This is a genomic window from Microcoleus sp. AT3-D2, from assembly GCF_036705715.1.
Lineage (GTDB): Bacteria > Cyanobacteriota > Cyanobacteriia > Cyanobacteriales > Microcoleaceae > Microcoleus.
In genome coordinates this window covers 1-24,492 of sequence record NZ_JAUBVE010000015.1, presented here as the reverse complement: position 1 = coordinate 24,492, position 24,492 = coordinate 1, and the positions used below count along the sequence as shown (strand labels likewise).

Sequence of the window (24,492 nt, the reverse complement as noted above, 5' to 3'; positions counted from 1 at the left end):
CGATCGACCACAGATTCTCCTCTGCGATTTTTTTAATCAGACTTACATACCACAAATATTCCTAAAGTGACAGCCGGCCGCAGACATATTTCTACACTTCCAACTGTAGGGGGATGCTTTAGCTCGACAATAAGGCGATGCTTGCCATTGGGGGCATGAGTCTAAAACTATACATTGGTTAACTTGCGCCAATGAGCGCGCACCCACTCCTTAATGAGGAATATACTATGTATCAAAATTTGCCAATAAATCCACAACTGTATAACATCGGGTTCTGGCTGGCCCAAGTGCCAGTAGAGCAGACTACTACATACAGAGCCGAAGACGCAGCACTCCTCTATTCAGGGCCACAATTTTTTATCGCCTTGATAGCTGGAGTCGTGCTCGCCTGCGCTTTCCAACTCTTGCTAACAAATTTATCAGTAGCGGCGGGCCTTTCCTACATTGGACAATCCCATGACGACGGCGGCCAGCACTCGGATAGTGGCAGCTCCCCAGTCCGCCACATCGGCAGAAAAGTAGGCACTTGGACGCTAATAACCGTCACCGTCGCTTTATTTTTCGCTTGCTTGCTTGCAGTTAAGCTCAGCTTGATTAGCAATCCCGGTTTAGGTGCGATCGTCGGTTTAGTCGTCTGGGCTACCTATTTCTCAATGCTCGTCTGGGTGAGTTCCACCACCGTCGGTTCTTTGATCGGTTCCGTCGTCAACAGCGCCACATCAGGCTTTCAAGCGATTCTCGGCACCGCAGCCTCAGCCATCGGCGCAAAAGCAGCTAGCAACCAAGTCGTCGCCACAGCCAAAGCAGCAGCAGCAGCAGTGGGCCACGAACTGGGTAGCGCGATCGACCCCACAAGCTTGCGCGAAAACGTCGAAGACTACATCCAAAGCCTCAAACCGCCAGAATTAGACATCAAAGGGATGCGTAGCGAGTTTGAAAAATTGCTCAACGATCCGCAACTAAAAACCATTGCAGCCGAAAATTTGCCGAATCTCGATCGGCAAACTCTCGTAGATTTAGTAAGTTCGCGATCGGACTTATCAAAACGCGACGTAAACCGGATTGTAGACCAACTTCAAGATGCTTGGAAACAAGTAGGAAAACAAGGGCAGCAATCAGACGGCATCGCCCAATTAGTAGACTATCTCAAATCTGCCAAATCGGGCGATTTGGTCTCAGATAAATTGGGAAGTAGGGTAGAAAAAGCCCTCAGCAATCTGGGCGGTCAAAATTCTGGACAAAGCCCGACCATGATGTCCCAAGCAACGACAATGGCAGTCAATGCTTTAATGGGAATAGTATTGGGTCGCACGGATATTTCTGACTTAGATGTTGAAAAAGTAATCGGTCAGCTCAAAGAAGCTAAAGACAAAGTTAGCCAGCAAGCTGATAAAATTACCGCTCAAGTCAAAGGCGAACCCGTAACTTACAGCCCAATTCGTGCCGACGTAGAAAACTACCTACTCAACACTTATTCGTGGCAGATGAACCCGCAAGCGATCGAGCGCGAATTTCGGGACGTTCTCTACGATCCTACAGCCGATCCAGGAACTGTGCGCCGGGAATTAGAAAAACTAAAACAGTCTAATTTTGCCGAAATCCTGGCCAGCCGAGGCGTTTTTACCCAAGACAAAATAAAAGAAATTTCCCAGGAATTAGAAGCAATTAGACAGCGCGTTTTACAAACCGTGATCTTTGCCGAGGAGCAAGAAAAAGCTCGCGATTTGCAGTGGCGGGTGGAAACTTACTTGAAGCTGACGCCGAAAGAGGAACTGACAGCAGCAGGTATCGGGAGGGATTTCAAAAAAATCTTAGAGGATTCCGATGCTAGTTACGAACAGTTGCGCGATCGGCTTTCTCCTTACACCCGCGACAGTTTTGTGCAAATTCTCCGAGGCCGCGAAAACTTCGGATTCCAGGAAGTAGAACAGATTGTTCAAGAGTTGGAAAGGACGCGAGATGTAGTTTTAGCAGATGCTAAAGGTCTGCAAGAAGCAGCGCAAGCCCGACTAGACAACCAGTGGCAAAGAGTGCAAGAATACTTGAAGTCTACGGGCAAAGAAGAACTCAATCCCGAAGGCATCAAGCGCGATTTCAAAACGCTGCTGGACAACCCCGAAGCGGGAATGTGGGCGCTGAGAGCTAGAGCTTCTAGGTTCGATCGCGAAAGTTTGGTAAAATTGCTATCTCAGCGGAAAGACCTCAGCGAAGACCAAGTAAATCAGCTTCTCGACAGCACCGAAGAAACTTGGCACGGCGCGCTGCATGCGCCACAAAAGTTGGCGGAAAAAGCTAAGGATCAGTACGACCATACCACAACCGCCCTTGCAGATTACCTCCGCAATACTGGCAAATCAGAACTCAATCCAGAAGGGATTAAGCGGGATTTGACAAAATTGCTGGAAAATCCCAAAGAAGGAGCTTTAGCGCTGCGTGGTCGCCTGTCTCAAGTTGATCGCGATACTTTGGTAAAACTGCTTTCTCAGAGAAAAGATTTGAGCGAGGAACAAGTCAATCAAGTTATCGACCAAGTGCAGGAAACTCTTGGATCGATTGTGAAAGCGCCGCGCCGTTTGGCAAAACGGGTGCAAGGCCAAGTGCAGGATTTTCAGAGTGTTTTAGAAGATTATTTGCGAAATACGGGCAAGGATGAATTAAATCCCGAAGCTATCAAGCGCGACTTGCAACTGCTGCTGCATGACCCGAAAGTCGGCGCTTACAGTTTGGGCGATCGGCTGTCGCACATCGATCGAGCTACAATTGTTTCTCTGCTGTCTCAGCGGCCAGATATTTCTGAAGCAGAAGCCAATCGCATTGTCGATGGAATTTTGTCGGTGCGTGACGAGTTCGCACTGCAAATTCAGAAAATACAGGAGGGTATTCAGTCGGTAATTGACGGGATTCTCGCAAAAATTCGGGATTACCTCAATTCGCTCGATCGCCCTGAACTCAACTACGAAGGCATTACGCGGGACGTGCGGAAGTTATTTGACGATCCGCAAGCCGGATTTGACGCTTTGCGCGATCGGCTGGGCCATTTCAATCGCGATACTTTAGTAGCACTAATGAGTTCTCGCGATGACATTTCCGAAGCAGATGCCAACCGCTTGATCGACCAAATTGAAAGAAGTCGCAACAGCGTCTTGCAAAGAGCAGAACGCTTGCAGCAAGAGGCGCAGCTTCGCCTCGAAAGCATCAAACTGCAAGCCGAAAAACAAGCCGAAGAAACCCGGAAAGCGGCAGAAGTTGCCTCTTGGTGGCTGTTTTTCACGGCTCTTTCCTCGGCCGCTGCTGCTGCTGGCGCCGGTGCTTTAGCCGTCATCCGATAAACAAGACTGAAGTTGCGATCGGATTGCAGATAGTGCCTGATATGAGTTTCTACTGATATCAGGCACTAATGTTAGTAAAGGATTTGATCGAGGAATGGGAACGAGTTTGTATTAATTTGTTGGTACTGTTGAATAATGTTATGGGTAAACCCGTTTCTACCCGTTTGTTGAGGATTGTGCAAACTATGAATTTATAAATCTTAATTAGCAGTTTTGATTAATTCACAATAGAAAAGTGAAAAGCCGATTTTTTTGATTGTTGTATATTTTATTTGCAGATGTAATAAATGAAAAGTCGCCGCCTATTCATTGTCTCTGCTATGACAATTGTTGAACGCGGTTCAAGCTTTTAGGCTGGATAGGCTTTTGGGATTATTGCACTACTCCTGCAAGGATTGTTAGAGAAGGACAAAAATCAAAACAGCTATGGCAATAAGAACCTTTTGGTAGGCAAAACTCGGCGCCCCAGTCCGCTCTCTCCTCAATATTTTTTAGGTACAATAATAGTGACGGTTCTCAACCCAGCACGCCTATTCTACCAACAGCCCGCCGCCCTGGCTGCGTCAGTATCAAACGCGAACTGTTTTGAGTTCGATCGCCCGTTTCTTTTGAAGATGCCGATCGTCAGGTTATAACTTGTAGGTCATACGTTGTGCATAATATGGAACTAAAGCTGTGAAAATACTACACTGACTGTGGGGGGCAAGATACCGGATACCTTGGAAATACCAAGGGCTTTGCTTTCGTCAGCCCAGAAAAGTCCAAACACGCAGGCCCTGCGATCGCCAATGCTAAACAACCTACGTCTCAAACCTCTCCTGGCTAGTTGCCTATTAGCACCGTGAGGAGGGCGACGCCATGCAACTCCGAAAAAAAACACTATTAATCATCGGTGCAGCGCTGATCAGCCTGATTGTGGTTCTCTATGCCACTGCATCAACTATTTTGCTGCATGATTTTCACAACCTGGAGGCACAGTACGTCCGCCAGGATGTCGCACGGGCTTTGGACGCATTAGATGATGACTTGTCGAATTTAGACACCAGCGCCCAAGATTACGCCGAGTGGGACGATACTTACTCTTTCGTCGAAACACGGAACGAAAATTTTGTCAAGTCAAATTTCGTCGATTCGACATTTATTTACTTGAGACTAAACTTATTGGTGCTGCTTGACTCCAACGGTAAGACAATCTTCAGCAAAGGTTTCAACCTTAAATCCCAAACAGAAATCCCGATTCCCGAAAGCTTAAAACAGCACTTGACCGAGGCGCTACTAGACTCATCTACAATCGATGCTGATCGCCCCGTCGGCAAAACAGGCGTCCTCACCCTGCCAGAAGCCCGACTGCTGATTGCCGCCAAGCCCATCTTCAACAGCAACGCCCAAGGCCCGTCGCGGGGGACGCTGATCTTGGGACGCTACCTCGACAGCAGCGAAATCGGTTTGCTTTCAGAACTGACTCACCTGTCAGTGGATTTTAGATTGCCGAGTTTAGATTTTAAAGTGGGAGCAGCGAACTACTCCGGGCACAGCGCCAAGGCGATGGCTCGATCGAGGCAGGAGTTGGAAAATGTCAAACTCAAAATTTCTAACCTCAAATCAGTAGAAATTTTAGTCGAGCCACTCAGCGACACCTTAGTCGCAGGATACGCCCTGATTCGCGACATCCACGGCAACCTAGCGTTGCTGCTGCGAGTAGAGACAGATCGCATCATCTACGGCCAAGGTCAGGCTACCTTGGAGCTGTTTACCTTATCAATACTGGCAGTAGGTTTAATATTTAGCGCCATCACCCTGCTGTTGCTAGAAAAATTAGTCTTGGCGAGATTGGCTTCCTTGAGCACCAGCGTCAGCAACATCGCAGCCAACGGCGACCCAAGCTTGAGAGTTCATATGGCCGGAGAAGATGAACTCGCAAGCTTGGCCGACGCCATCAACCGAATGCTAGAAGCATTGGGCAATTCTCAAGTCGAACGTAATGAAAGCGAAGACCGCTATCGGTTGATGGCCGAAAATTCAACAGACATGATCACCAGACACGACCCCAAAGGCGTGTTTATTTACGTCTCGCCGGCCAGCCGGGCTTTGCTGGGATACGAACCTTCGGAACTCATCGGCCGCGTCCCCAAGGATTATTTTCACCCCGACGATTTAGAAACCATTGCCAAAGCTCACTGGAAAGTCCTGGCGCTCCCAGTTACTTACACCGTCAGCTACCGCATCCGCCGCAAAGACGGCAAATACATTTGGTTTGAAACCACCGGCCGCACGATCAGCGATCCCCAAACCGGCGAAGTCCAAGAAATTATCGGCATTTCCCGCGACATCAGCGTGCGGAAGCAAACAGAACAAGAACTGCGAGAAAGCGAAGCTGCAATCAAAGCTTTGTACCAAGTGACTTCGGCTCCCCGTACAGACCCGCTCAACCACCTCTCTACCTTTGATTTGCGCCTCCAAGAACTGCTGGCAATGGGATGTCGGCATTTAGGCCTGTCCGTGGGAATTTTGTCCTGCATTCAAGGCGACAACTATCAAATAATGGCTGTTGAGTGTCCCGACGGGTCGATCGTCAAAGACCAAATCTATGATCTGGAAAAAACTTTCTGCGTCGCTACGGCAATGGCAAAAGAACCGATTTACTTTGAGTCGGTAAGATTTTCGGGTTTTTCCTTCAACACGCACGATCGAGCCTTCCCCATCGAAGCTTACATGGGCATTCCCGTCACGGTGGGAGGTGAAGTATACGGCACTCTGTGCTTCTTTTCTCCGACTCCTGTGACAGAACCGTTCCGAGTTGTAGACAGAGAGTTGGTGAAACTGATGGCTCAGTGGGTGGGAAGCGAACTCGAACGCCAGCAAACCGACGTAGATTTGGCAAAAGCTCGCGATCAGGCACTGGCGGCTACTAGAGCCAAAAGCGAATTTTTAGCCACCATGAGCCACGAAATTCGCACTCCGATGAATGGAGTCATCGGCATGACCGGTTTGCTGCTGGATACCCCCTTAACTCGCGAACAGCGCGATTTTGTAGAAACTATCCGCAGCAGCGGCGATGCCTTGCTGACGCTGATCAACGATATTCTAGATTTCTCGAAAATTGAGTCGGGCAAATTGGACTTGGAGGAACATCCGTTTGACCTCCGCACTTGCATTGAGGAATCTCTAGACTTGGTAGCTACCAAGGCGGCACAAAAAAAACTGGAAGTAGGTTACTTGATCGATCGTACAGTACCAACAACGGCGATCGGCGATAGCACCCGCTTGAGGCAAATTTTAATCAACTTGCTCAGTAATGCTGTTAAATTTACCGACGCTGGAGAAGTGGTGGTTTCGGTGACTGCAAAAAAGATTTCAGTGCCGACGGCTAACGCTAAAGAACTGTCATTAATTGCTGGCGAACCGGTAGCAATTAACCCAGCATACGAAATACATTTTGCGGTCAAAGATACCGGTATCGGCATTCCGGGCGATCGCATGGATCGGCTATTTAAATCTTTCAGCCAGGTTGATTCTTCAACGAGCCGGCAGTACGGCGGTACCGGATTGGGTTTGGCAATTAGCAAGCGTTTGGCCGAAATGATGGGCGGCCGGATGTGGGTGGAAAGTATGGGTAGTGTCGCGGGCAATCCTCCTGCAGATTTTAGATCATCGGCAGTTTTTGATTTGGGATGGGCGGAATCTTGCGAAATTGCCGAAAAATATGGCTATGCCAAATCTGTACTCAGCAACAAGCCGATCGACCAAAATACGAAATCCCTTGGCTCTACTTTTTATTTCAGTACGATCGTTTATGGCTGCAACAATTCCTTACCAGTTAACTTGAGCAATTCTCAACCTGAGTTAGCTGGCAAGCGAGTCTTAATTGTCGATGACAATGCTACCAACCGCAGAATTTTGACTCTCCAAGCTCAGTCTTGGGGAATGGTGGCTAGGGCTTCTGATTCGGCTCGTTTGGCTTTAGATTGGCTGGCTGCTAAAGAGATGTTTGACTTGGCAGTTTTGGATATGCAAATGCCGGAAATGGACGGGTTGGCTTTAGCAGCGCAAATTCGCCGGTATCCTGATTGCGAAAAGTTGCCGTTAGTGATGTTAACTTCGATCGGCAGGCAAGAAATTAACTCCCCTGCTATGGAGATGGATTTTGCTGCTTTTTTGAATAAACCCATCAAACAATCTCAGCTTTACAATGTTTTAATCAATATTTTTGGAGAACAGACAACTGAATTTAAAGGGCAGCGCACCTGCGGGCCTTTCTTGCAAACCATACCCGTGCTGGCCGAGAACTTACCCCTGCGGATTCTGTTGGCTGACGATCATTTGGTGAATCAGAAGGTGGCTTTGCAAATTTTACAGCGGATGGGGTATCGGGCGGATGTGGCGGGAAACGGTATCGAAGTGCTCGAAGCTTTGCGCCGCCAGCCTTACGATGTGGTGCTGATGGATGTGCAAATGCCGGAAATGGACGGACTGGAAACTACTCGCCGCATCCGCGAGCAATTTTCAGCAGATTTAACTTTAGAAAATCACACGGGAGAATCAGAAGTTTCCGGAACTGATGAGGAATCTAACAATCGAAAATTAAAAATCGAAAATCGAAATTTGACTGACGAGGAATCTAACAATCGAAAATCAAAAATCGAAAATCGAAATTTGACTGACGAGGAATCTAACAATCGAAAATCAAAAATCGAAAATCGAAAATCGACAAGGCCTTGGATTGTGGCAATGACGGCAAATGCGATGCAGGGCGATCGCGAAGAGTGTATGGCTGCGGGGATGGACGACTATTTGAGCAAGCCGATCGCCATTGACCAGTTGGTGAGAGCTTTGATCGCGTGTAAATCTCGATCGAACTCTGCATTCGATCGTCTGCAGCCGATCGTTTGTTTGGATGCCCCGGCGGAACACATCGAAGAAACGAGTGAATTACAAGTGCGATCGAATCTGGCTGTTGCGGGAAATCCACAACTGACAATTTCCAATTCGCCGGCAGTAGTCGATTGTGGTGCATCAAATCTCGATCGGGCTTTGTCACATAGCCACGATTCCCTGAGTGCCAACATTATAGAGGGACTGCGAGAAGTGGAAGCTTTGGACGAGGTGATCGAGATTTACCTCGAAACAGCTCCCGAACTGCTGCGAGGCATCTCTATGGCTCTGTCCAACGCCGATCCGCTGGCTTTGCGGCGATCGGCTCACTCTTTAAAGTCGATTAGCGGTACTCTCGGTGCTTTTCGCTTGTTTGAGTTGTGCGAGGAACTCGAAATCATGGGCCGCATCGGCACAAATGCTAACCAGCCTTTACCTGATCCGGCCTGCGCGCTTTTAGAACAGGTTGAGGCCGAGTATCAAAGAGTCGAAACTGCGTTGAAAATAGAAATGCAGTACAGCGAAACAATGACAGAATAATTAACAACTGATAACTAACTATTGTTCGTGGGTGGGGGAGGGTTTTTGATATGGTTAGTTTTAGGCCTAGGCATTGATGGTTGGTGAAACCCTCCCTAGGATTACAAGCTGTATCGATCGATCAAATCTCTCCCTGCTTGTCGGTGTTTTTCTACCAAACTCGGCGGCCAAAGCACTTGGGCGCTATCCATATATCTGTTCACCCACAGACTAAATTCGTTCAGGGAGCGATCGGGCAAATCGATCGTATAATCCACATAAAGCACTTTGCCAAAACTATCCATTGGGCCTTCTTTAATCTTTTGTCGCGGATGCCGCCGATCGCCCTCTAAAATAAATCCCACCACTTTCTCAAAAAATCGCACTTTCACTTTTTCTAACTTCAGTTGACCCTGCAATTCGGCCTGCTGTTGCTCTGGATTGCCCAAGAACAGCCCCCAGCCGTTTTTTAACAACTTTTGAGCTATTTTCAAACGCTGTTCCTGTACGGCTATACCACGCCCTTCTACATCGATAATTTCGCAGCAGTCAGTAAAGCGATTCACCCGTTCTACGCTCAAATGCCCGTTGTTGCAAGATTCGCAAATCAGGTACCAAGCAATATCGTGATAGATCAGTTGCAGGGGCCAGATGCGCCGGAAACCGACTTTGCCTTTACCGTAATAATCGTCTTGGCGGTAAAGTTCGATCGCCTGACCTCGAACAATTGCTGTTTCTACGATGTCTAATTTGTGAAATAGGGTATTGCGATATTCTTGGCGATCGAGCATTTCTACAGGATCGGTGTAAATAATCGCACGATTTAGGTGTTCGCGAACCGGATAAAACAATTGACCTTTGAGTTCGGTATCTAATCCGCGTAACAGTTTAGTGAGTTTTTCACAAATTTTGCGGGCTTGGGGATTTCCCTGATATTTGGCTTGAGATGCTATTGCTTGAAATGCGAATAGTAGTTCTTCGCGATTCATTGCGCCGGTACCGAGATAGTAGCCGAAGCGATACATTCGTTTGTCAAGGATTCGGTAGTGGCGCAAAGTTTCTAAATCTTTGCGAATTGTGGGAGTTGCGGGATAGTTTTCGGGAAATTCGATGTTAAATTCGGCGGCAATTTTCTGTAATTGAGATTGAACTTCTAGCAAGGCATCGTGATATTTACTGTCGGATGTTTCGGTGTCCGAGTGTCCGATTCCCGGATAATTTACTAATGTGGCGATGAGGAGCATGATGCGATCGAACGTTAGTTTGTCGGCGTAGGGGTGAGGGGTTGGTTTTTTGGCCATGATGGGTGGATGCGGGTAAGTTGCTGAAAAGTCAAGTAAAAGACAATATTCACATAAAAATATATAAATGTCTGAAAGCCGTTATTTGGATAGCTTTAGGTTTAGAAAAAAGTTTGATAAATATTGTCAATCTGAAGACATGAAGCTGGCTCGGCTGATATATTGAGTTGAGTAGAACTTAAGCAGTTAGCGACTTGGGAAACTACCAGCAGCATTCAGGTGGGCATTGCCCGCCTTAAAATTGAATTTATGTCTGCATACACTGCGATCGCCTTTGCGCCGGTTCAAGGCTTTATCGAGAAATCCCGCAAACTCCGAGATTTGTATGGGGCCTCGCTGATTTTATCTTTTTTGAGTTTTAAGCTTGTACAAAAAGCAGAGTCTTTAGGACTTAAGGTGATTTCCCCTGGATTGCCTACTAGACAAGAAGGAATGCCAAACCGAATTCTCATTAAGGGAAAATTTGAGCGTAATGATGTCCAAAATACTCTCTTAAAAGAATGGCAAGAAATCTTAAAGGTTTGCCGCGAGTGGATAGAAGACAATCTTGACATCCCAAAAGACCAATATTACTGGTCACAAACAGAAGATAAAAAAGGCAGACAAAAAGGAGAGTGGGAACGATGGGGAAGCTATACCTGGGAAATTTTTTGGGGATATGGTGAATCTGAAAAAGACGCCATCAAAAAGGCAATGGATGACTTGGAGACTCGCAAGCTCAAGCGAGATTGGACAGCTATCAACTGGATGGGTGAGAGTTCGAGTCTGACTGGGACAGATGCGATCGCATGGCATCAACTAGGTAAAGAGTCAAAAGAACCAGGGCGATCGCTCAAGGAAACTGAGCAACGACAACTAAAACAATTCTATCATCGCCTCGCTTGGATTTTGGACGATCCTTACTCTCGAAATCATCTAGCTAGAGAACGAACGAAAGAGTCCATTCCCTCAGATGAAAAACTGGAACAATACTTTCAGGAAGACAGCAGCGGCAAGTTTATTGCTCCGGGTGAAAAGTTAAGTATTCCAGAACTGGTGAAGCGTTTAGTAACTCTACCCAAGCTTGCTAAAAAAATTGGCATGGAAGAATTGGATGAAGGCTTCAAGGATATTTTTCGAGACGCCGGATATTGGACAGGCTGGTTTATGGGCGATGGCGACAAGGTTGGAGATAAGCTTAAAGAACTTGCCACGCGCCCTGAAATTTATAAAGACAAGCAAGAACAAGACCTCAAATGTTTCACTGAGTTAATGAGGCAGTGGGGAAAAGATTTTCAGGATAACAAATATCTATTTCCTGAAGGTAAGGGGCGTGTCATCTATGCTGGTGGCGATGACTTTCTCGGAGTGCTTTACAGTGAGAAAACTGATATACAAGAAAAGCCTGAGAAAGTGAAACCGATAGAGGCTTTAAATTGGTTGTTAACCCTAGAAGACCACTGGAAAGAACATCAAAACACAATAAAGCAGGAATTTAATCTGGATTTTACCTATAGTGTAGGTTTTGTTTGGGCGGGGCATCAGGTTCCACAGCGAGATATTTTGCAACACTGTCGGGAGGCGGAAAAACGGGCAAAAAGTTTGGGGCGCGATCGCCTTACAATTCGAGTAGTTTTTAACAGCGGTCAGTTTGTGCAGTGGACTTGTCCTTGGGACTATCTTCATGTGTTGAGGATTTATCGCGATCGAGATGGTAAAACTTGGGGGGAAAAACCCAACTGGACTCACATCTACAACGATTGGGCGCAACTAAAAGCGCGTCATGCAATTAGACTTCAAGAAATGGAAGAGCTTTCTATCAACAAGGAACTAGCTCTTGCTCTATTCAATTTATATTTCGATAACGCCGGAGAGAAGTTTAAGCAAGAAAGGAAATGGATCGATTTGGCAGGGGATAACTCTGACTCTGCGATCGTGAATTGGATCGATGACCTTGTTCAAGTGGGATGGCAGCTATGTCGAAATTCCAATATTTAATTGCGGTTTCTCCTTTGGGCTTTATGTATGGCAGTGCGGGAGCTTTTTTGTCTCCAGAAAATCTAGTCGGGCGATCGGGTAGTAAGTTTCCACCGGATAGCGCCGCGATCGCTGGACTATTGTTGAATGCCAATCGCGAACAGAAGTTTGCTTCTCACCAAGAGCTTAGAGATAAGCTCGTAATTTCAGGCCCTTTTTGGGCAAAACAGGATACACCTAAACAATTCTACGTGCCAATTCCTTGGCATCAAGTAATTGCTGAAGAAGAGGATGATGAGTGGGTTTTTGTAAAAAAGAAATCTGATGAATCAGGTATTGTTCAAGCAGATGAGGATAAATGGTGTCTGGGTCAGCATCAATGGGAGCGCCAGAACAAAGATTTGAAACCAGAATATAGTTGGCAGTCGATTGATGCTTGGAATTTACCCGCTGAAGAATTGCGAGAAAGAAAAGCGATCGCCAAAGCACCGTGGGAATTTGTCTCGTTTCTGCATCCCAAAATCAAGTCAGAAGAGCGTCACGTTGTCGAAAAGAACGGACTTTTCTTAGAAAGCGCCGTGCAGATCCCTGAAGATTACTGCTTAGTATATCTCTCTAACTATGAAATACATAGTGGGTGGTATCGATTGGGCGGTGAAGGGCATCTGGTGGAAATTGAAAGTCACCCTCTCTCAGAAAAACACAAAATCAATCGATTGCTCAACCCTAAGAATAAGATTCAGCAAGCCTTTGCTCTGATTGCACCTGGAGTCTGGGGGTCGAATAAATTATCCTACCGTTACCCTAACCATCCCAGTTTTCCTCGGCAAGGACTCAAAATGTTGACTGATAGACCAGTGCCCTACCGCTATCGCATCGGTCATTCCAGGAAAGAGGAAGAAACAGAAGGTGAGGGCGATTGCTACGATGCCAAGAAAACCGGCAGACTCAGCCGGGGACGCTACGCCGTTCCAGCAGGAAGCGTTTATGTTGTCAAACATCCCCTCGAACTTACTTGGTGGGATTTCCCAGATGAGTGGTTCCCAAAAGAAGGATTTCACCTCAAACATCTGGGGTGTGGTTTGTGTTTACCCATTGATATTCAAGGATTACCGCAATGTACCACAAAGCTTACGGAGTAATTGAAACCCTTGCACCTGTCCATGTTGGGGCAACCGCAGGGGAAGAAACTGGCAATCTCAACCTGATTTTTCGCGATCAGTTTACGCAAACAGGGATTATTCCAGGCAGTTCTATTCGGGGACGGTTTCGCGCAGATTTGAGAGATAGGGAACCGGGCGAAGAACAACTATGGTATGGACATGAAGTCGTTGATGGTCGTTCTGATGGGGGGACAACAGAAGCACTTGTGAAGTTTGAATATGCTTCACTGGTTTGGTTCCCCGTGTTCTGTCCTGGCCAGCCTGTGGTTTGGGTAAGTTGCCCTCTACTGTTGAAACGGTTTAAACGCATTGCAGGCGTGACAGCAGATATTCCTGAACCCTACACGGCACAGAAAGGTTTACAGGGTCGGCCAATGAAAGACCGAGGCAAAATTCTCTTTTTCAATCTAGGGTTTCTTGAAATTGAGCATGAGGAGGACTTATCAGCTTGGATTCCCGCGGGGACGACAGATTTAGATGCTAATAAGTTAGTGGTGGTTCACGATAACGATATTGCCATGCTGCACGATATGGCACTGTATCGCCAGAGTCGTGTCAAATTGGGATCGAAAGAAAAACCCAACGAGAAAAAAGTTGATGGTGGTGCTTTTTTCAATACTGAAGCTTTGCCAGAAGGAAGTATTTTAGTATTTCCGATCGCGTTGAAGCAAACCGATTGGAAACCCTTTGGCGAAAAGGAGAATTCATCAGAGTTATATTTCGGCGGTTTGGAATCAATTGGTTTTGGTCGTTGTCTTGTATCGCTTTCAGGAGATTATTAGTAATGGGTTGGAAATCTTACGAACTCGATCGCGCTGCTCAAAAGTTAGTGCTCAACGCACGGGAGCGCGATCCAAAATCCCTCAATCAGTCCCATAATATGCGAATGGCTGTAGCTTATGGGTTAGAGCGCTTTTGGGGCGAACACCTGCGACTTAAAGGTAAAGAAGAAAACAAATCAATTTTCTGGAAAGAAACCTGGGATGCTCTAGAAACAATCATGGACAAGGGAGGGGTGACAATTCCCAACCAGCCTTTACATCCTGACAGTAAGGGCAAGATTCCGACTAAAGAAATTCAGGCTATGTCTGAAAGTCTCTGGGCATTGCCTGTGGAAGATCAGCGAGTGGCGATCGCAGTCTTGACTCAATTATGCGATTGTCTTGTGTGGTGGACGCAACGCTATAAAGTTCGGGAGGGTCGTCAATGAAATTGATTCCTAATGCACACAAAAAGATTCCCATGATGTTTCGGGCACAGGTGGGGGGGCGATCGCAACTGCAATATCTTGATCCTGACAAGAAAAGGGCAGGCGAACAACAAGATGTTGAAAGGTGGGCAGATGAATGGACTGACAAAGCTGAGTTTATTTCTGCGGAAGATGCACAAGACGTACAGACTGAGACATACGGAGCCAAATCTTATCAAATCTCTTGGCGGTTTGTCACCAATGGCGGGCAAGATGATGGAATGCTTCGTCCTGTAATCGGTGCTTCAGGGATTCCTTTTTATCCTGGTAGCAGTATGAAAGGAGCCTTTCGCCAAGCTTGCGAAGAAGCGGAAAAAGCAGGTGATATACCGCTAGGAACCTGTAATAATTATTGTGGCGATGAGTCTGAAATTACACCAGGAATTTTGCGTTTTCAGGGGGCTTATCCTACTAATGATTGGACAAAAGGGTTACTAGACTTAGTTCATCCTCAACAGGGTTGGCAAGTTATGACTCGTGATACTGATGAGAAACCAAGAGGGGAGAGTGCATATGCTCAAGTTTCTCTTTACCAGCCGACTCTAAGATTTGCTATCTCCTGTTCTAAACCGCTATCATCCGATAGGTGGCAGCAAATTTGGCTGATTTGGGAACGAGCCATCGCCGCCGGATTAGGTTCAAAAGTCTCTACAGGCTATGGACAAATTACCAAAACTTCTCACCCGATTGTTTATCGGGCAAAACTCAAGGGACAAGGACAAGCTGCTAAACTGATTGATGGTACGGGAGAGTTTCGTCCTAATATTTTTCGAGCTGCACTGCGCGGTCATGCCTTAAGGATTTTTGGTGGTATAACAGATAGTGAAAGCGCTAAAGAATTAGTACAAAGCTTGTTTGGGGGTATCGAAAAAAAAGAAGGAACTGTCGGATTGTTAGGATTCCAATTTCAGCCTTCTAGATTAGAAATTAAGTCTTTTGGTTCTGGAAACTATGCTCAACCTGCCTACGAAGTAGAGGGAGAACTAATTTGGTTTTTAGCTAAACCATTATCTGACCCTAAACAAAAACTTATTCTAGACAAGTTGGTTAGCAAGTTAATGCAATTTGCAATGATTATGGGAGGATTTGGTAAATCATGGCGACGAGTCGATCACCGCGAATTTTTTGAAGAATATTACGAAAATAACTACAAAGCGTTGATTGGTTGCCACTGGCAATGGTTAGGAGAGAATACACAATCACGAAATGTGCAGGTTAGCCGATTAGAGAAGGTAGGTGAATTTTTAGAGATAGTTCGACAAATAGCTAGAGAGTGGATACAATCTCAAAACAAGCCATTACGAGAAACTGAATGGGCAAAAGATTGGCGAGAAGCTTGGCATCCAAGTAATGTTCAGGTTTGGGGTCGAATTGCAGACAATAATGATGAAAGTGCAGCCGTGCGCTGGTTTCACAAACCCTACCAACAAAAAATACAAGGCATTCAGCCAGAAGGATCAATTTATCAATCATCTGTAACAGGAAAAATTGGGCAAATTAGTCTTATCTGGCATCGAGTTTACCCTTTGATAATTGTTAAAAATAATCCTGAAAATCCGAGAAAACCTATTATTAAACCAACTCCTCGCTATTTGGAACTTATCACGCTCTTTCCAGATGGTTCAAGAGAGTCCAATGATTTTTTGGATTTTCTGAATGCCAAACCTGATGGATTTAAACTACTTTGGGGAGAGGAGCAATGATGAATATTTGGATTCTCACAATCGGTAGCAGTGATGTGCAACTTGAGAGCGATAAAATAAATCGTGAAAAGGGCCTAACAGAGAAGCAAAGAAGCCATAAGGTTTGGTCTGAATGGTATGATGAGGCGATTAAGGAAGAGTGCCACGATATACTTTTTGTACCCAAGCAATCTTATAATGAGAGTGATGAGTCTTACCGGATTGAAGCAAGAGTTGTGGGGACGGTTTATGAGTCAAGTTCTTTGAAAGTACAAGATGAAATTTGGTCGTATCTAACCTTTCCCCTGCTAGATAACTTTGTCAGAGAGTTCAAAATATCTCACCCAGATGCGATCGCTATTATACTAACAGATCAATCTGAGATTTTCAAAGATAACAAAGCGAGACGGAAACCGAAATGTGCTTACTGGCAAGATACCTGCAAGTTGGAGCCAATTTTGAAGAGGTATTTTCAGGATAAATTCCCCGAAGCAAAATGCGAACCAGTTTTTTTGTCTCCGACATCTGCGGATAAAGGACTAGATGATTGGAACTACGTTCTCGACTTGGTTCGTCAAAAGCTACGCACTTTTAACTTTGATGGTGAAGAAATCAAAAATGAAGAAATTAAGACGGTATATGTTAGCCATCAAGCAGGAACTCCAGCAATTTCATCGGCTGTACAGTTTGTCACTTTGGCACGGTTTAGAAACAATGTCGAGTTTTTAGTTAGCAATGAGTATAATCTAGAAACTCGTAAGATACCTCGTTCTACTTATCTCGGCGCTATTCAACTACAGGAGGCACAAGCACTTTTGGAGCGGCATGACTATGCAGGTGTTCGGGATATTTTAGGGCTGACAAAAATAGCTCAAAATAACCCTAAAGAGAAACGCATCAAAGATTTACTAGATGCAGGAGAACAGTGGAATTTTGCTGAATTTCAAAAATTCAAGAAAATTTTAGCCGATCGCAAATTGTTACCAGTCCATAATTTTCCGTGGTATCAGTCAGGATTTGAATCTATCTATCTCGCTTGGGTTCGTTTTGAGCAAGGTAGCACTGTTGATGCTTTATTCCATAGCTTCCGGGCTGCTGAAGGCTCGATTACTAAATGGGCAGAAAAGCGTTATAGCTCTCACATTATAAAAAAAGGCGATCTTGACTATAATTCTAAATATGGATCTCAATTGAAGTTTTCCATTTGCCAAGAATTACCTAACTACTTCGATGCACTTTCTGAATCCAATCAAAAAAACTTTCACAAGTGGCATAAAATAGGACTATTTGGCGTCCCACTTTATGAGTTACTAAAACAAGCTAGACCTGATTGGCAAAACCATCCAGATATCAAGGTGGTTTGGGAAGTAGCTAAAGATGAGCGCAATAATCTATTCCATCGCCTAGAAGGTTTACAAAAATTAGAGCTTTTTGAAGCTTGGAATACTGACAATGAACCGGACTGGAAGAAACGAATTTTAGGCTGTATAAACTTTATTGCTCAAGAAGATTTGTCTCAAGAATTTACATCGCTTGAAGAAGCGAGTTTGATGGCCAAAGTGCATAAGGAATTAGTAGAGGCGATCGCCCCTAACAACTTTCAAACCTAAAATTGATATATCGCAGCATCCGGTTTTATCCAGTGTCGCGCCATACTTTGGGACAGGTGGAGGTTTTGGGAGTGGGAGCGCCGGTGACAAAAGCACCTGGGTCAGTGATTATTTAGCTCAGGTTGCGAGGCTGGTGGTAAATTAGCTCAAACGACCTTTTTCCGTCGCGAGCCTCGCAGCATTACTGGGCAAGGGTTTCAAGGATTATTGTGAGCGAACACAGGTGTGAGTTCCACAAAAAATATCTGAGCCTCGCAAAGGGCCTCTAGACACCTTGCGCTGTCTTGGGTGTATCATAGAGGACTCCCCACTCGTTGGGGAAACTAATTGAATGGAAACTCTCTTCTCGTGGCACATCCCATCCATCTTTAGCTAAAAACTCCCCACTCGTTGGGGAAACTAATTGAATGGAAACTGTCGATCGCTTCAACTGTGATGTTATCTACGTAATATCTCCCCACTCGTTGGGGAAACTAATTGAATGGAAACACCAAGAAGAAGTTTTGCTGCTGTATATCTGGCTCGTTACTCCCCACTCGTTGGGGAAACTAATTGAATGGAAACCAGCGGGAATCCCATCATCCATCCCCATACTTGGGGATTTGCTCCCCACTCGTTGGGGAAACTAATTGAATGGAAACTAAATTGTTGTTCAATTGTTAAGTCAAGATTTAGTTCTCCCCACTCGTTGGGGAAACTAATTGAATGGAAACGAACTTTAACAATAGTTGGAAGTCAAAGATATAGACTCCCCACTCGTTGGGGAAACTAATTGAATGGAAACGCTTCGACCCAAATCGTAGCGCCAGAACACCGGGCTCCCCACTCGTTGGGGAAACTAATTGAATGGAAACTTTTGGGCTGACGCGCCGTAGGAGTCTTACGATGTAGCACGAAGAAACCTCCCCACTCGTTGGGGAAACTAATTGAATGGAAACAACATTTGCTCTTTAACATCCTGATAGGAGATGTACTCCCCACTCGTTGGGGAAACTAATTGAATGGAAACCAGGTTTGAATATTTTCTTACCTTTAAAACTACTCTCCCCACTCGTTGGGGAAACTAATTGAATGGAAACTGTTCAAAAAGCCAGTTTTCAATGCGCTCCCATGCTTCTCCCCACTCGCTGGGGAAACTAATTGAATGGAAACAGAATTGTCCGAAGTTTTGGGCGGGGCAATTTTTGAACTCCTCCCCACTCGCTGGGGAAACTAATTGAATGGAAACACGATCGCGTGTTCTACGATATTATCGGCTTTGAATTGTTCGTAATAACCTCCCCACTCGTTGGGGAAACTAATTGAATGGAAACGAGTAACCGCACAATGTGCCAACCATTGAACCCAAAGCTTCACCTCCCCACTCGTTGGGGAAACTAATTGAATGGAAACCTACATCTACCCATCCCTCTTTACTATGTCCAACAGTATCTCCCCACTCGTTGGGGAAACTAATTGAATGGAAACTCGTAGCCCCAGTGTTGATTGATACCGTAGTACCCCCTAACTTCTCCCCACTCGTTGGGGAAACTAATTGAATGGAAACTCTAAATATGCCTTTCCATTCTGCCTTTTTGCCTTTATTCCTAGCTTTTCCCTCCCCACTCGTTGGGGAAACTAATTGAATGGAAACTCAAATCGCGATCGCATTTCTTCCTCTGTGCCGCTCTCCCCACTCGTTGGGGAAACTAATTGAATGGAAACGCTAAAACAAAATTAGTGGAAGTCTTCTATTAATGCGACAGTTTAATGGCAACCATAAATAGCTGTTGACAAAAGACTAGATTTCTAATAGTCTAGTTTTGGGGGGATGCCTTTTAGTGGACGCCTCTACCGCATAGAGTAAACGTCCTTAAGGCATCGTCCTATCCCCCAGCCGAAGGGTTACGGCACTGTCTAGCAAGTTAACTTGTCACTTGCTAGAAATACATAGCTAAGACAAAGTGTGTCGAAGTCTTCTATTAATGCGGAATCGAAGGAGGCTTCGACTTCACACGACACCGCAAACAGAAATTCAAAAATCAGAGCCTTATGTAGGGCCAAAAGCTCTAAATTTTTAACCTCTGAAAAACTCCAAAGACAAACTTTTACAACTCAAATTTCTGCAATCAATCCGAGTTGCGAAGAATTAACAAGCACAAAAAAAGCCCCATGATTGGGGCAAAATATAACTATTCTCAGTCGTTGGGTGGGGGCGGGTTTATTATATTGTTGGTTTCTGACATAGATGGTTGGTGAAACCCGCCCCTACGAGAATTGGGGCACATACGATCGCTTATTTTCGAGTTACCAAAACCCAATCGTCCGCTGTTTTCACAATCTCAGCATTCTGCAAACCTAAATGTTTTAAAACTGGTTTTTCTAACAGAAAATAAGGTTGAGGATGAGATTGCCATTTCTGTTTGAGCGTCGGCGCGTCGGCGACAATAACTTGGCGTTGACTATAAAAATTCAGCGATGGACGACCCAAGCGGTGAGAAGTAAACACCTGTTGACCCGCCGGAGTTCCTGTGCGGACAATTTCGGCGATCGGCTTAACCGGATAATCCTCCGCCAGTTCCCAAACCCAGTTATCTGAAGCCACCAATACCAACAGCGTCAGGTAAGTTCCCCAAATTAAAACTAATATAAACTGCCGATCTTTGCGGTGCAGCAACACGGCCGCCATTGTCATTGTCAAAGCTACAAATATCAGCATTAACTGCAAATCTCGCTCTGGAGGCGCAATTTGTCCCCCGATCCGTACCCAGCCACTGAAGTACACGCAACCGACGACAGCAAATACACCCAGCATTGCCAAAATCGCGGGATGAGGCAACAAAGAAATCGCATCAAAACGTTCTTCTGCTTCCTCTTTGACCGGCTCTGGCGGCAGCCACAGTTGCTCCCAAACTTCAGCGAGATAACTGCCAACGGCAAGAGCAAAAGCTGGATAAATTGGCAAAACATACCAGGGCAATTTAGTAGTCATCACAGAAATAGCCAGCAGATATACTCCAGTCCAAACCAATACTAATTTTGACCCGGCAAAATTGCGATTTTCCCAACTCAAACGCAGCCCTTGTAGCCAAAATAACTGCCACGGCCAAGCTAATTTAAAAATTTCTAAAAGATAATACCAGGGCGGGCCTTTGTGATTGCTCACAGGTTCCGAAATGCGCCGGAAAGATTCGTTAACTAAATTAGCGTGGATGAAATATTTGCCGTAGTGCAGCCATTGGGCAAAATACCAAGCAGCTACTGGCAATGTTCCGATCGCCAATCCGCCCCAAAGATACCCAGAAGTTAGGAGTCGCGGGGTATCCCAAACCAAAAAAATACAGCCCATCCCAGCCAACAGCAGCCCCAACATCACGCCCTTAGTCAGGCAAATGAGTCCGAACCCAATCCCTGCCCCCAAAGCGTAGCGCAAGTCGCGGCGCGATCGTAGCAAACACCACATCGCCACCAGCAAAAAACACAAAACTGCCCCATCCAACATCGCCAAACGTCCATGCCGCACCACCGGTAACAGCGTCAGATAAACGAGGGCAGAAAAAATGGCGATCGAACGGGGAGGAAACAACTCCCTGCCAATGGCGTAAAGCAATGGCACTGAAGTGGCTGTCAGCATCGCCGGTACCAACCTCGCCGTCAATTCGCTGACACCGCCTGCTGCAAAACACAGCCCGATTAGCCAGTGTACCAGCGGTGGTTTGTTCAAATAAGGCATTGAGTCGATCGTCGGATACAGCCAATTTAAGTTGCCGCGCCAAATTTCGCGACTTACCTGCGCTGCAATGCCTTCATCCCAATCCCGCAAAGCCACGCCGCCCAGATTCAGCCCGAAAATCAGCACTGCAGCCAACAGAAAAGCCAGCATCCACACTTTGTCTGTAAAGCTGTCATTCCAACGATTTTTCAGTTTGCTGCTTAGGAATGGAAAGATTTCTGACATAAGTTAAGAGAGTTTTGAGCGTCCCAAACTGAAGGTAAACTTAGACAGCAGTTATTTGCGACTAGGAAAATACCATGAACTTGCCTGTAATTATAGATATTATCATTGGCTTAGTATTTATCTACCTGACTTTAAGCTTGCTAGCTTCGGAAATTCAGGAACTGATTGCTACTGTTTGGCAGTGGCGGGCGGAACATTTAAAGAAGTCGATCGAAGTGCTGATTTCTGGCGGCAGCGAAGGCGCGAAAGATCCCCTGCAATTTAAGAGAGTCGGACAGTTGGCTCATTCGATTTACGCCAATCCGATTATCAAAGATTTGAATCAGGGAGCGAAAGGGCTTTTATCAGAGGGATTCCGCTCTGTTACGCACCGCATGGGGGATTTGTACCACGGAGTTACGGGTACTAAAAATGTTTTCGGCAATAAATCCAGTGGGCCTTCTTATATTCCAGCCGAGTGTTTTTCTGCTAGCCTTTTGGAGACTCTAAAGGTTTCTAGTTTGCTCAGCTCTATCTCTAAAACCAGATTGGAAAGATTTAAAAATTTACAATTAGCACAAATTCAACAGATTGGAGTAAATCTTAGTTTACCGGATGCTACTAAACCGATTATTGAGCAAGAATTTAGGTGGCTGACTGCGGAGTTCAATCGAGTTGTTGAAGATTATCAAAACAATTTAGCAAGTTTGAGCAACAGCTTAGATCGGATGTCGGAAAAGCTAGGATTTTATATTAAAGATTCTCAGGTTTATCTACCAGAAACCGAGCTGGCAGGGAGAGAATTTCAGAGGCAGATGGCATTTGTCAAGGCTCGTTTTGACAGCAAAATTGAGCGGGTGGCGCTGCTAGGGCAACTACAACCGAGTTTCAGCAATCTGTTAAATACTGTTAAAAAAAGTCAAGATTCTGTAGCCGAAGCTATGGAGTTCAAAGAGGAGAGTCCGATTTATCAACAAATTCAAGAAACCTTGGAAAGTATGCCAGAATCTTTGAAACGCAGCCTTTATATTTTAGCGCAGCGCGCTGAAAAAAGCGGTGGAGATACTCAAGAGCAGTTGCAGCGGTTTCAGAAAGAAATTGAAATTTGGTTTGACCAATCGATGGAGCGTGCTTCTGGTGTTTACAAGCGGAATGCCAGAGGGGTAGCGATTTTGCTCGGAACTGCGATCGCTGTCGCTGCTAATGCTGATAGCATTCATATTATTAATCGGTTGTCGAAGGATTCGATGTTGCGATCGACTGTTAATTTGTACGCTGAGCAGTTGGTGACAAATAATGCTAAGACTAAATCAAATAATTTAACCAGTCTGACAAAAGTTCAACAGGATGTCGATCGAGCTTTGGATCAGGTAGCTCTGCCTTTTGGATGGAGCGAACAGAACAGCTTAGAACGAGATAAGCAGGGGAATTTATTGTGGCCGGCTTTGATTGCAAAATTGTTTGGTTGGATATTGAGCGGCGTAGCTATTTCGATGGGGGCTGCTTTTTGGTTTGAGGCGCTCAACAAGATTATTAATATTCGCAATGCAGGGAAAAAACCGCCATCTTCCACAGAATCTTGAGCGGTGCAGTTGCGAGGCCAATCTACTAAGTGTCATACCCTTTTAGATTTTAGATTTTAGATGGGGGAATGACTGAAGACTATGGAGGTTTCAAGCACCGGCGTACAGTTGCATTCTTTTTTGAAAGTGGGATCACGGATAGGATACCGGATTGATCGGTAATTGCGCGTTTGCCGGAACTAAGGGAAAACACGCAGAATATAAATTCCGTGCGATCGCGGATGGCAGTGCTGCAGAAATAGGGCAAACTGATAGATAGGTTAAATAAGAATGGGCGAAATCAACAAGGTTGCTGGCAGTTTCAGAAGCTCTGACTCCAAGGCTGTATCTACCGCTCAACACACTTTTGGAGGACGGAATATGTTCACTTCTTTAAGGGAAACGACTCCCGCCTTGGAATACGCAAATTCCCCATCCAAAAGTTTTGTATTCAAGGACTCCAGCATCAATGAAGGTGGATATTTTGTTTCCAGAATTTTGACTGGGGAATCTGACTGCATCGAGAAAATTACCTCGGCACTTCAAAAATATGCCTCTATCCTTAGAGAGATTGGCAAAGTTGGCTCGACTTCTGACGGCCGATCGGGCCAACTGCAATTAGGCTTTGTTATCCTCATTTCAGATTACCTAGAACCATACAAAAGTCAATTGCCAAAATCGCATACTTCTCGGACTCAAAACAGCGGACTTGGTTCGTGTTATGCCGATCGAGATAGTGATATACTCAGCAACGGCGGTGGGCGCGATCGACTTTTTGCTAATTAAGGAGAGTGATTTAATGCAGGGTATGGAACGTACCGAGGGCGACTGGATCGAATGCAATTGTAATTAGTGACGCAGGCGCGATCGCAATCAACGATTTCGATCTGACTAAATCAGCAATCATATCAACTCCCGCTGAATAATTTGAATCACGTTTGTAGTGAGGATGGCAGTCCTCATAGTGTCGGTAGCACCCCATAAGACAATTGATTTCCCGCGATGGGTTCCACTTAATATTAGACAGTGTTGACTGTTAGTAAATGCGACCAAACGCCCTGGTAATCAGTATTTGGGTGTACCGCAAACCTAGCAGATTCAAAGCATATAGAATTTTTCAAAATCTACATAATTCAGTTATCCCTTGGATGAAATACAGCTAGGGAAACTCTAGTGCCTTGTCCCTATACGTAAAATCTCACACTCCAATAAGAAATACTAAATATAAGAGGAGTTATTCGGAGGTGAATTACCTCGGGTGCATCTCACTTTGGCGAATGTGTCAAAAAAGAGTTAAAATGAAAAAGCTAGTAAAATCGTTAAATAAATATGA

At 45.4% G+C, this 24,492-nt stretch carries 12 protein-coding genes and 1 CRISPR repeat array; of the genes, 10 read left to right on the top strand and 2 right to left on the bottom strand.

The window, feature by feature from the left end; genetic code table 11:
* Positions 1 to 227: 227 nt before the first annotated feature.
* Positions 228 to 3,329, top strand: coding sequence for an MFS transporter (locus QUB44_RS09110; protein ID WP_333159901.1), 3,102 nt, complete (start codon positions 228 to 230; stop codon positions 3,327 to 3,329).
* A gap of 858 nt (positions 3,330 to 4,187) precedes the next feature.
* Positions 4,188 to 8,741, top strand: coding sequence for a response regulator (locus tag QUB44_RS09105; RefSeq protein ID WP_333365833.1), 4,554 nt, complete (start codon positions 4,188 to 4,190; stop codon positions 8,739 to 8,741).
* Between the two features lie 101 nt (positions 8,742 to 8,842).
* On the opposite strand, the gene QUB44_RS09100 is transcribed toward QUB44_RS09105, so the two are convergent.
* Positions 8,843 to 10,021 carry a WYL domain-containing protein gene (locus tag QUB44_RS09100; RefSeq protein ID WP_333365830.1) on the bottom strand — a complete coding sequence of 393 codons (1,179 nt, stop codon included), beginning with the start codon at positions 10,019 to 10,021 and terminating at the stop codon, positions 8,843 to 8,845.
* A gap of 249 nt (positions 10,022 to 10,270) precedes the next feature.
* Here QUB44_RS09100 and QUB44_RS09095 point away from each other — a divergent pair, with 249 nt between their 5' ends.
* The 6 genes from QUB44_RS09095 to QUB44_RS09070 are packed head-to-tail and all read left to right on the top strand — an operon-like array spanning position 10,271 to position 17,681.
* Complete coding sequence (locus tag QUB44_RS09095; RefSeq protein ID WP_333365827.1) at positions 10,271 to 11,998, top strand: Cas10/Cmr2 second palm domain-containing protein; 1,728 nt, start codon at positions 10,271 to 10,273, stop codon at positions 11,996 to 11,998.
* Complete coding sequence (locus tag QUB44_RS09090) at positions 11,977 to 13,119, top strand: type III-B CRISPR module-associated Cmr3 family protein (protein ID WP_333365824.1); 1,143 nt, start codon at positions 11,977 to 11,979, stop codon at positions 13,117 to 13,119. Before QUB44_RS09095 ends, QUB44_RS09090 begins: the two co-directional genes overlap by 22 nt.
* Positions 13,095 to 13,922 (top strand): RAMP superfamily CRISPR-associated protein, encoded by an 828-nt coding sequence (locus QUB44_RS09085; protein ID WP_333365821.1) that lies wholly within the window; start codon positions 13,095 to 13,097, stop codon positions 13,920 to 13,922. The genes QUB44_RS09090 and QUB44_RS09085 overlap by 25 nt, the downstream gene beginning before the upstream one ends.
* A gap of 2 nt (positions 13,923 to 13,924) precedes the next feature.
* A complete protein-coding gene (locus QUB44_RS09080) occupies positions 13,925 to 14,350 on the top strand; it encodes a hypothetical protein (protein WP_333330270.1) in 426 nt (141 codons plus the stop codon).
* On the top strand, positions 14,347 to 16,092 hold the full coding sequence (locus QUB44_RS09075; protein ID WP_333365817.1) for an RAMP superfamily protein: 1,746 nt from the start codon (positions 14,347 to 14,349) through the stop codon (positions 16,090 to 16,092). The genes QUB44_RS09080 and QUB44_RS09075 overlap by 4 nt, the downstream gene beginning before the upstream one ends.
* Positions 16,089 to 17,681, top strand: coding sequence for a hypothetical protein (locus QUB44_RS09070; protein WP_333365814.1), 1,593 nt, complete (start codon positions 16,089 to 16,091; stop codon positions 17,679 to 17,681). The genes QUB44_RS09075 and QUB44_RS09070 overlap by 4 nt, the downstream gene beginning before the upstream one ends.
* 303 nt (positions 17,682 to 17,984) lie before the next feature.
* Positions 17,985 to 19,385: direct repeats of the CRISPR family, unit length 36 nt; unit sequence CTCCCCACTCGTTGGGGAAACTAATTGAATGGAAAC.
* A gap of 571 nt (positions 19,386 to 19,956) precedes the next feature.
* On the opposite strand, the gene QUB44_RS09065 is transcribed toward QUB44_RS09070, so the two are convergent.
* Complete coding sequence (locus tag QUB44_RS09065) at positions 19,957 to 21,618, bottom strand: glycosyltransferase family 39 protein (RefSeq protein ID WP_333365811.1); 1,662 nt, start codon at positions 21,616 to 21,618, stop codon at positions 19,957 to 19,959.
* Positions 21,619 to 21,692: 74 nt separating this feature from the next.
* Between QUB44_RS09065 and QUB44_RS09060 the strand changes: the two genes are divergently transcribed.
* Together QUB44_RS09060 and QUB44_RS09055 are read left to right on the top strand one after the other, a co-directional pair.
* Positions 21,693 to 23,180: a hypothetical protein gene (locus tag QUB44_RS09060; RefSeq protein WP_333365808.1), complete on the top strand. Its 1,488-nt coding sequence runs from the start codon at positions 21,693 to 21,695 to the stop codon at positions 23,178 to 23,180.
* Positions 23,181 to 23,540: 360 nt separating this feature from the next.
* Entirely contained in the window at positions 23,541 to 23,945 is a 405-nt protein-coding gene (locus QUB44_RS09055) for a hypothetical protein (protein WP_333365805.1), read from the top strand.
* Positions 23,946 to 24,492 lie beyond the last annotated feature (547 nt).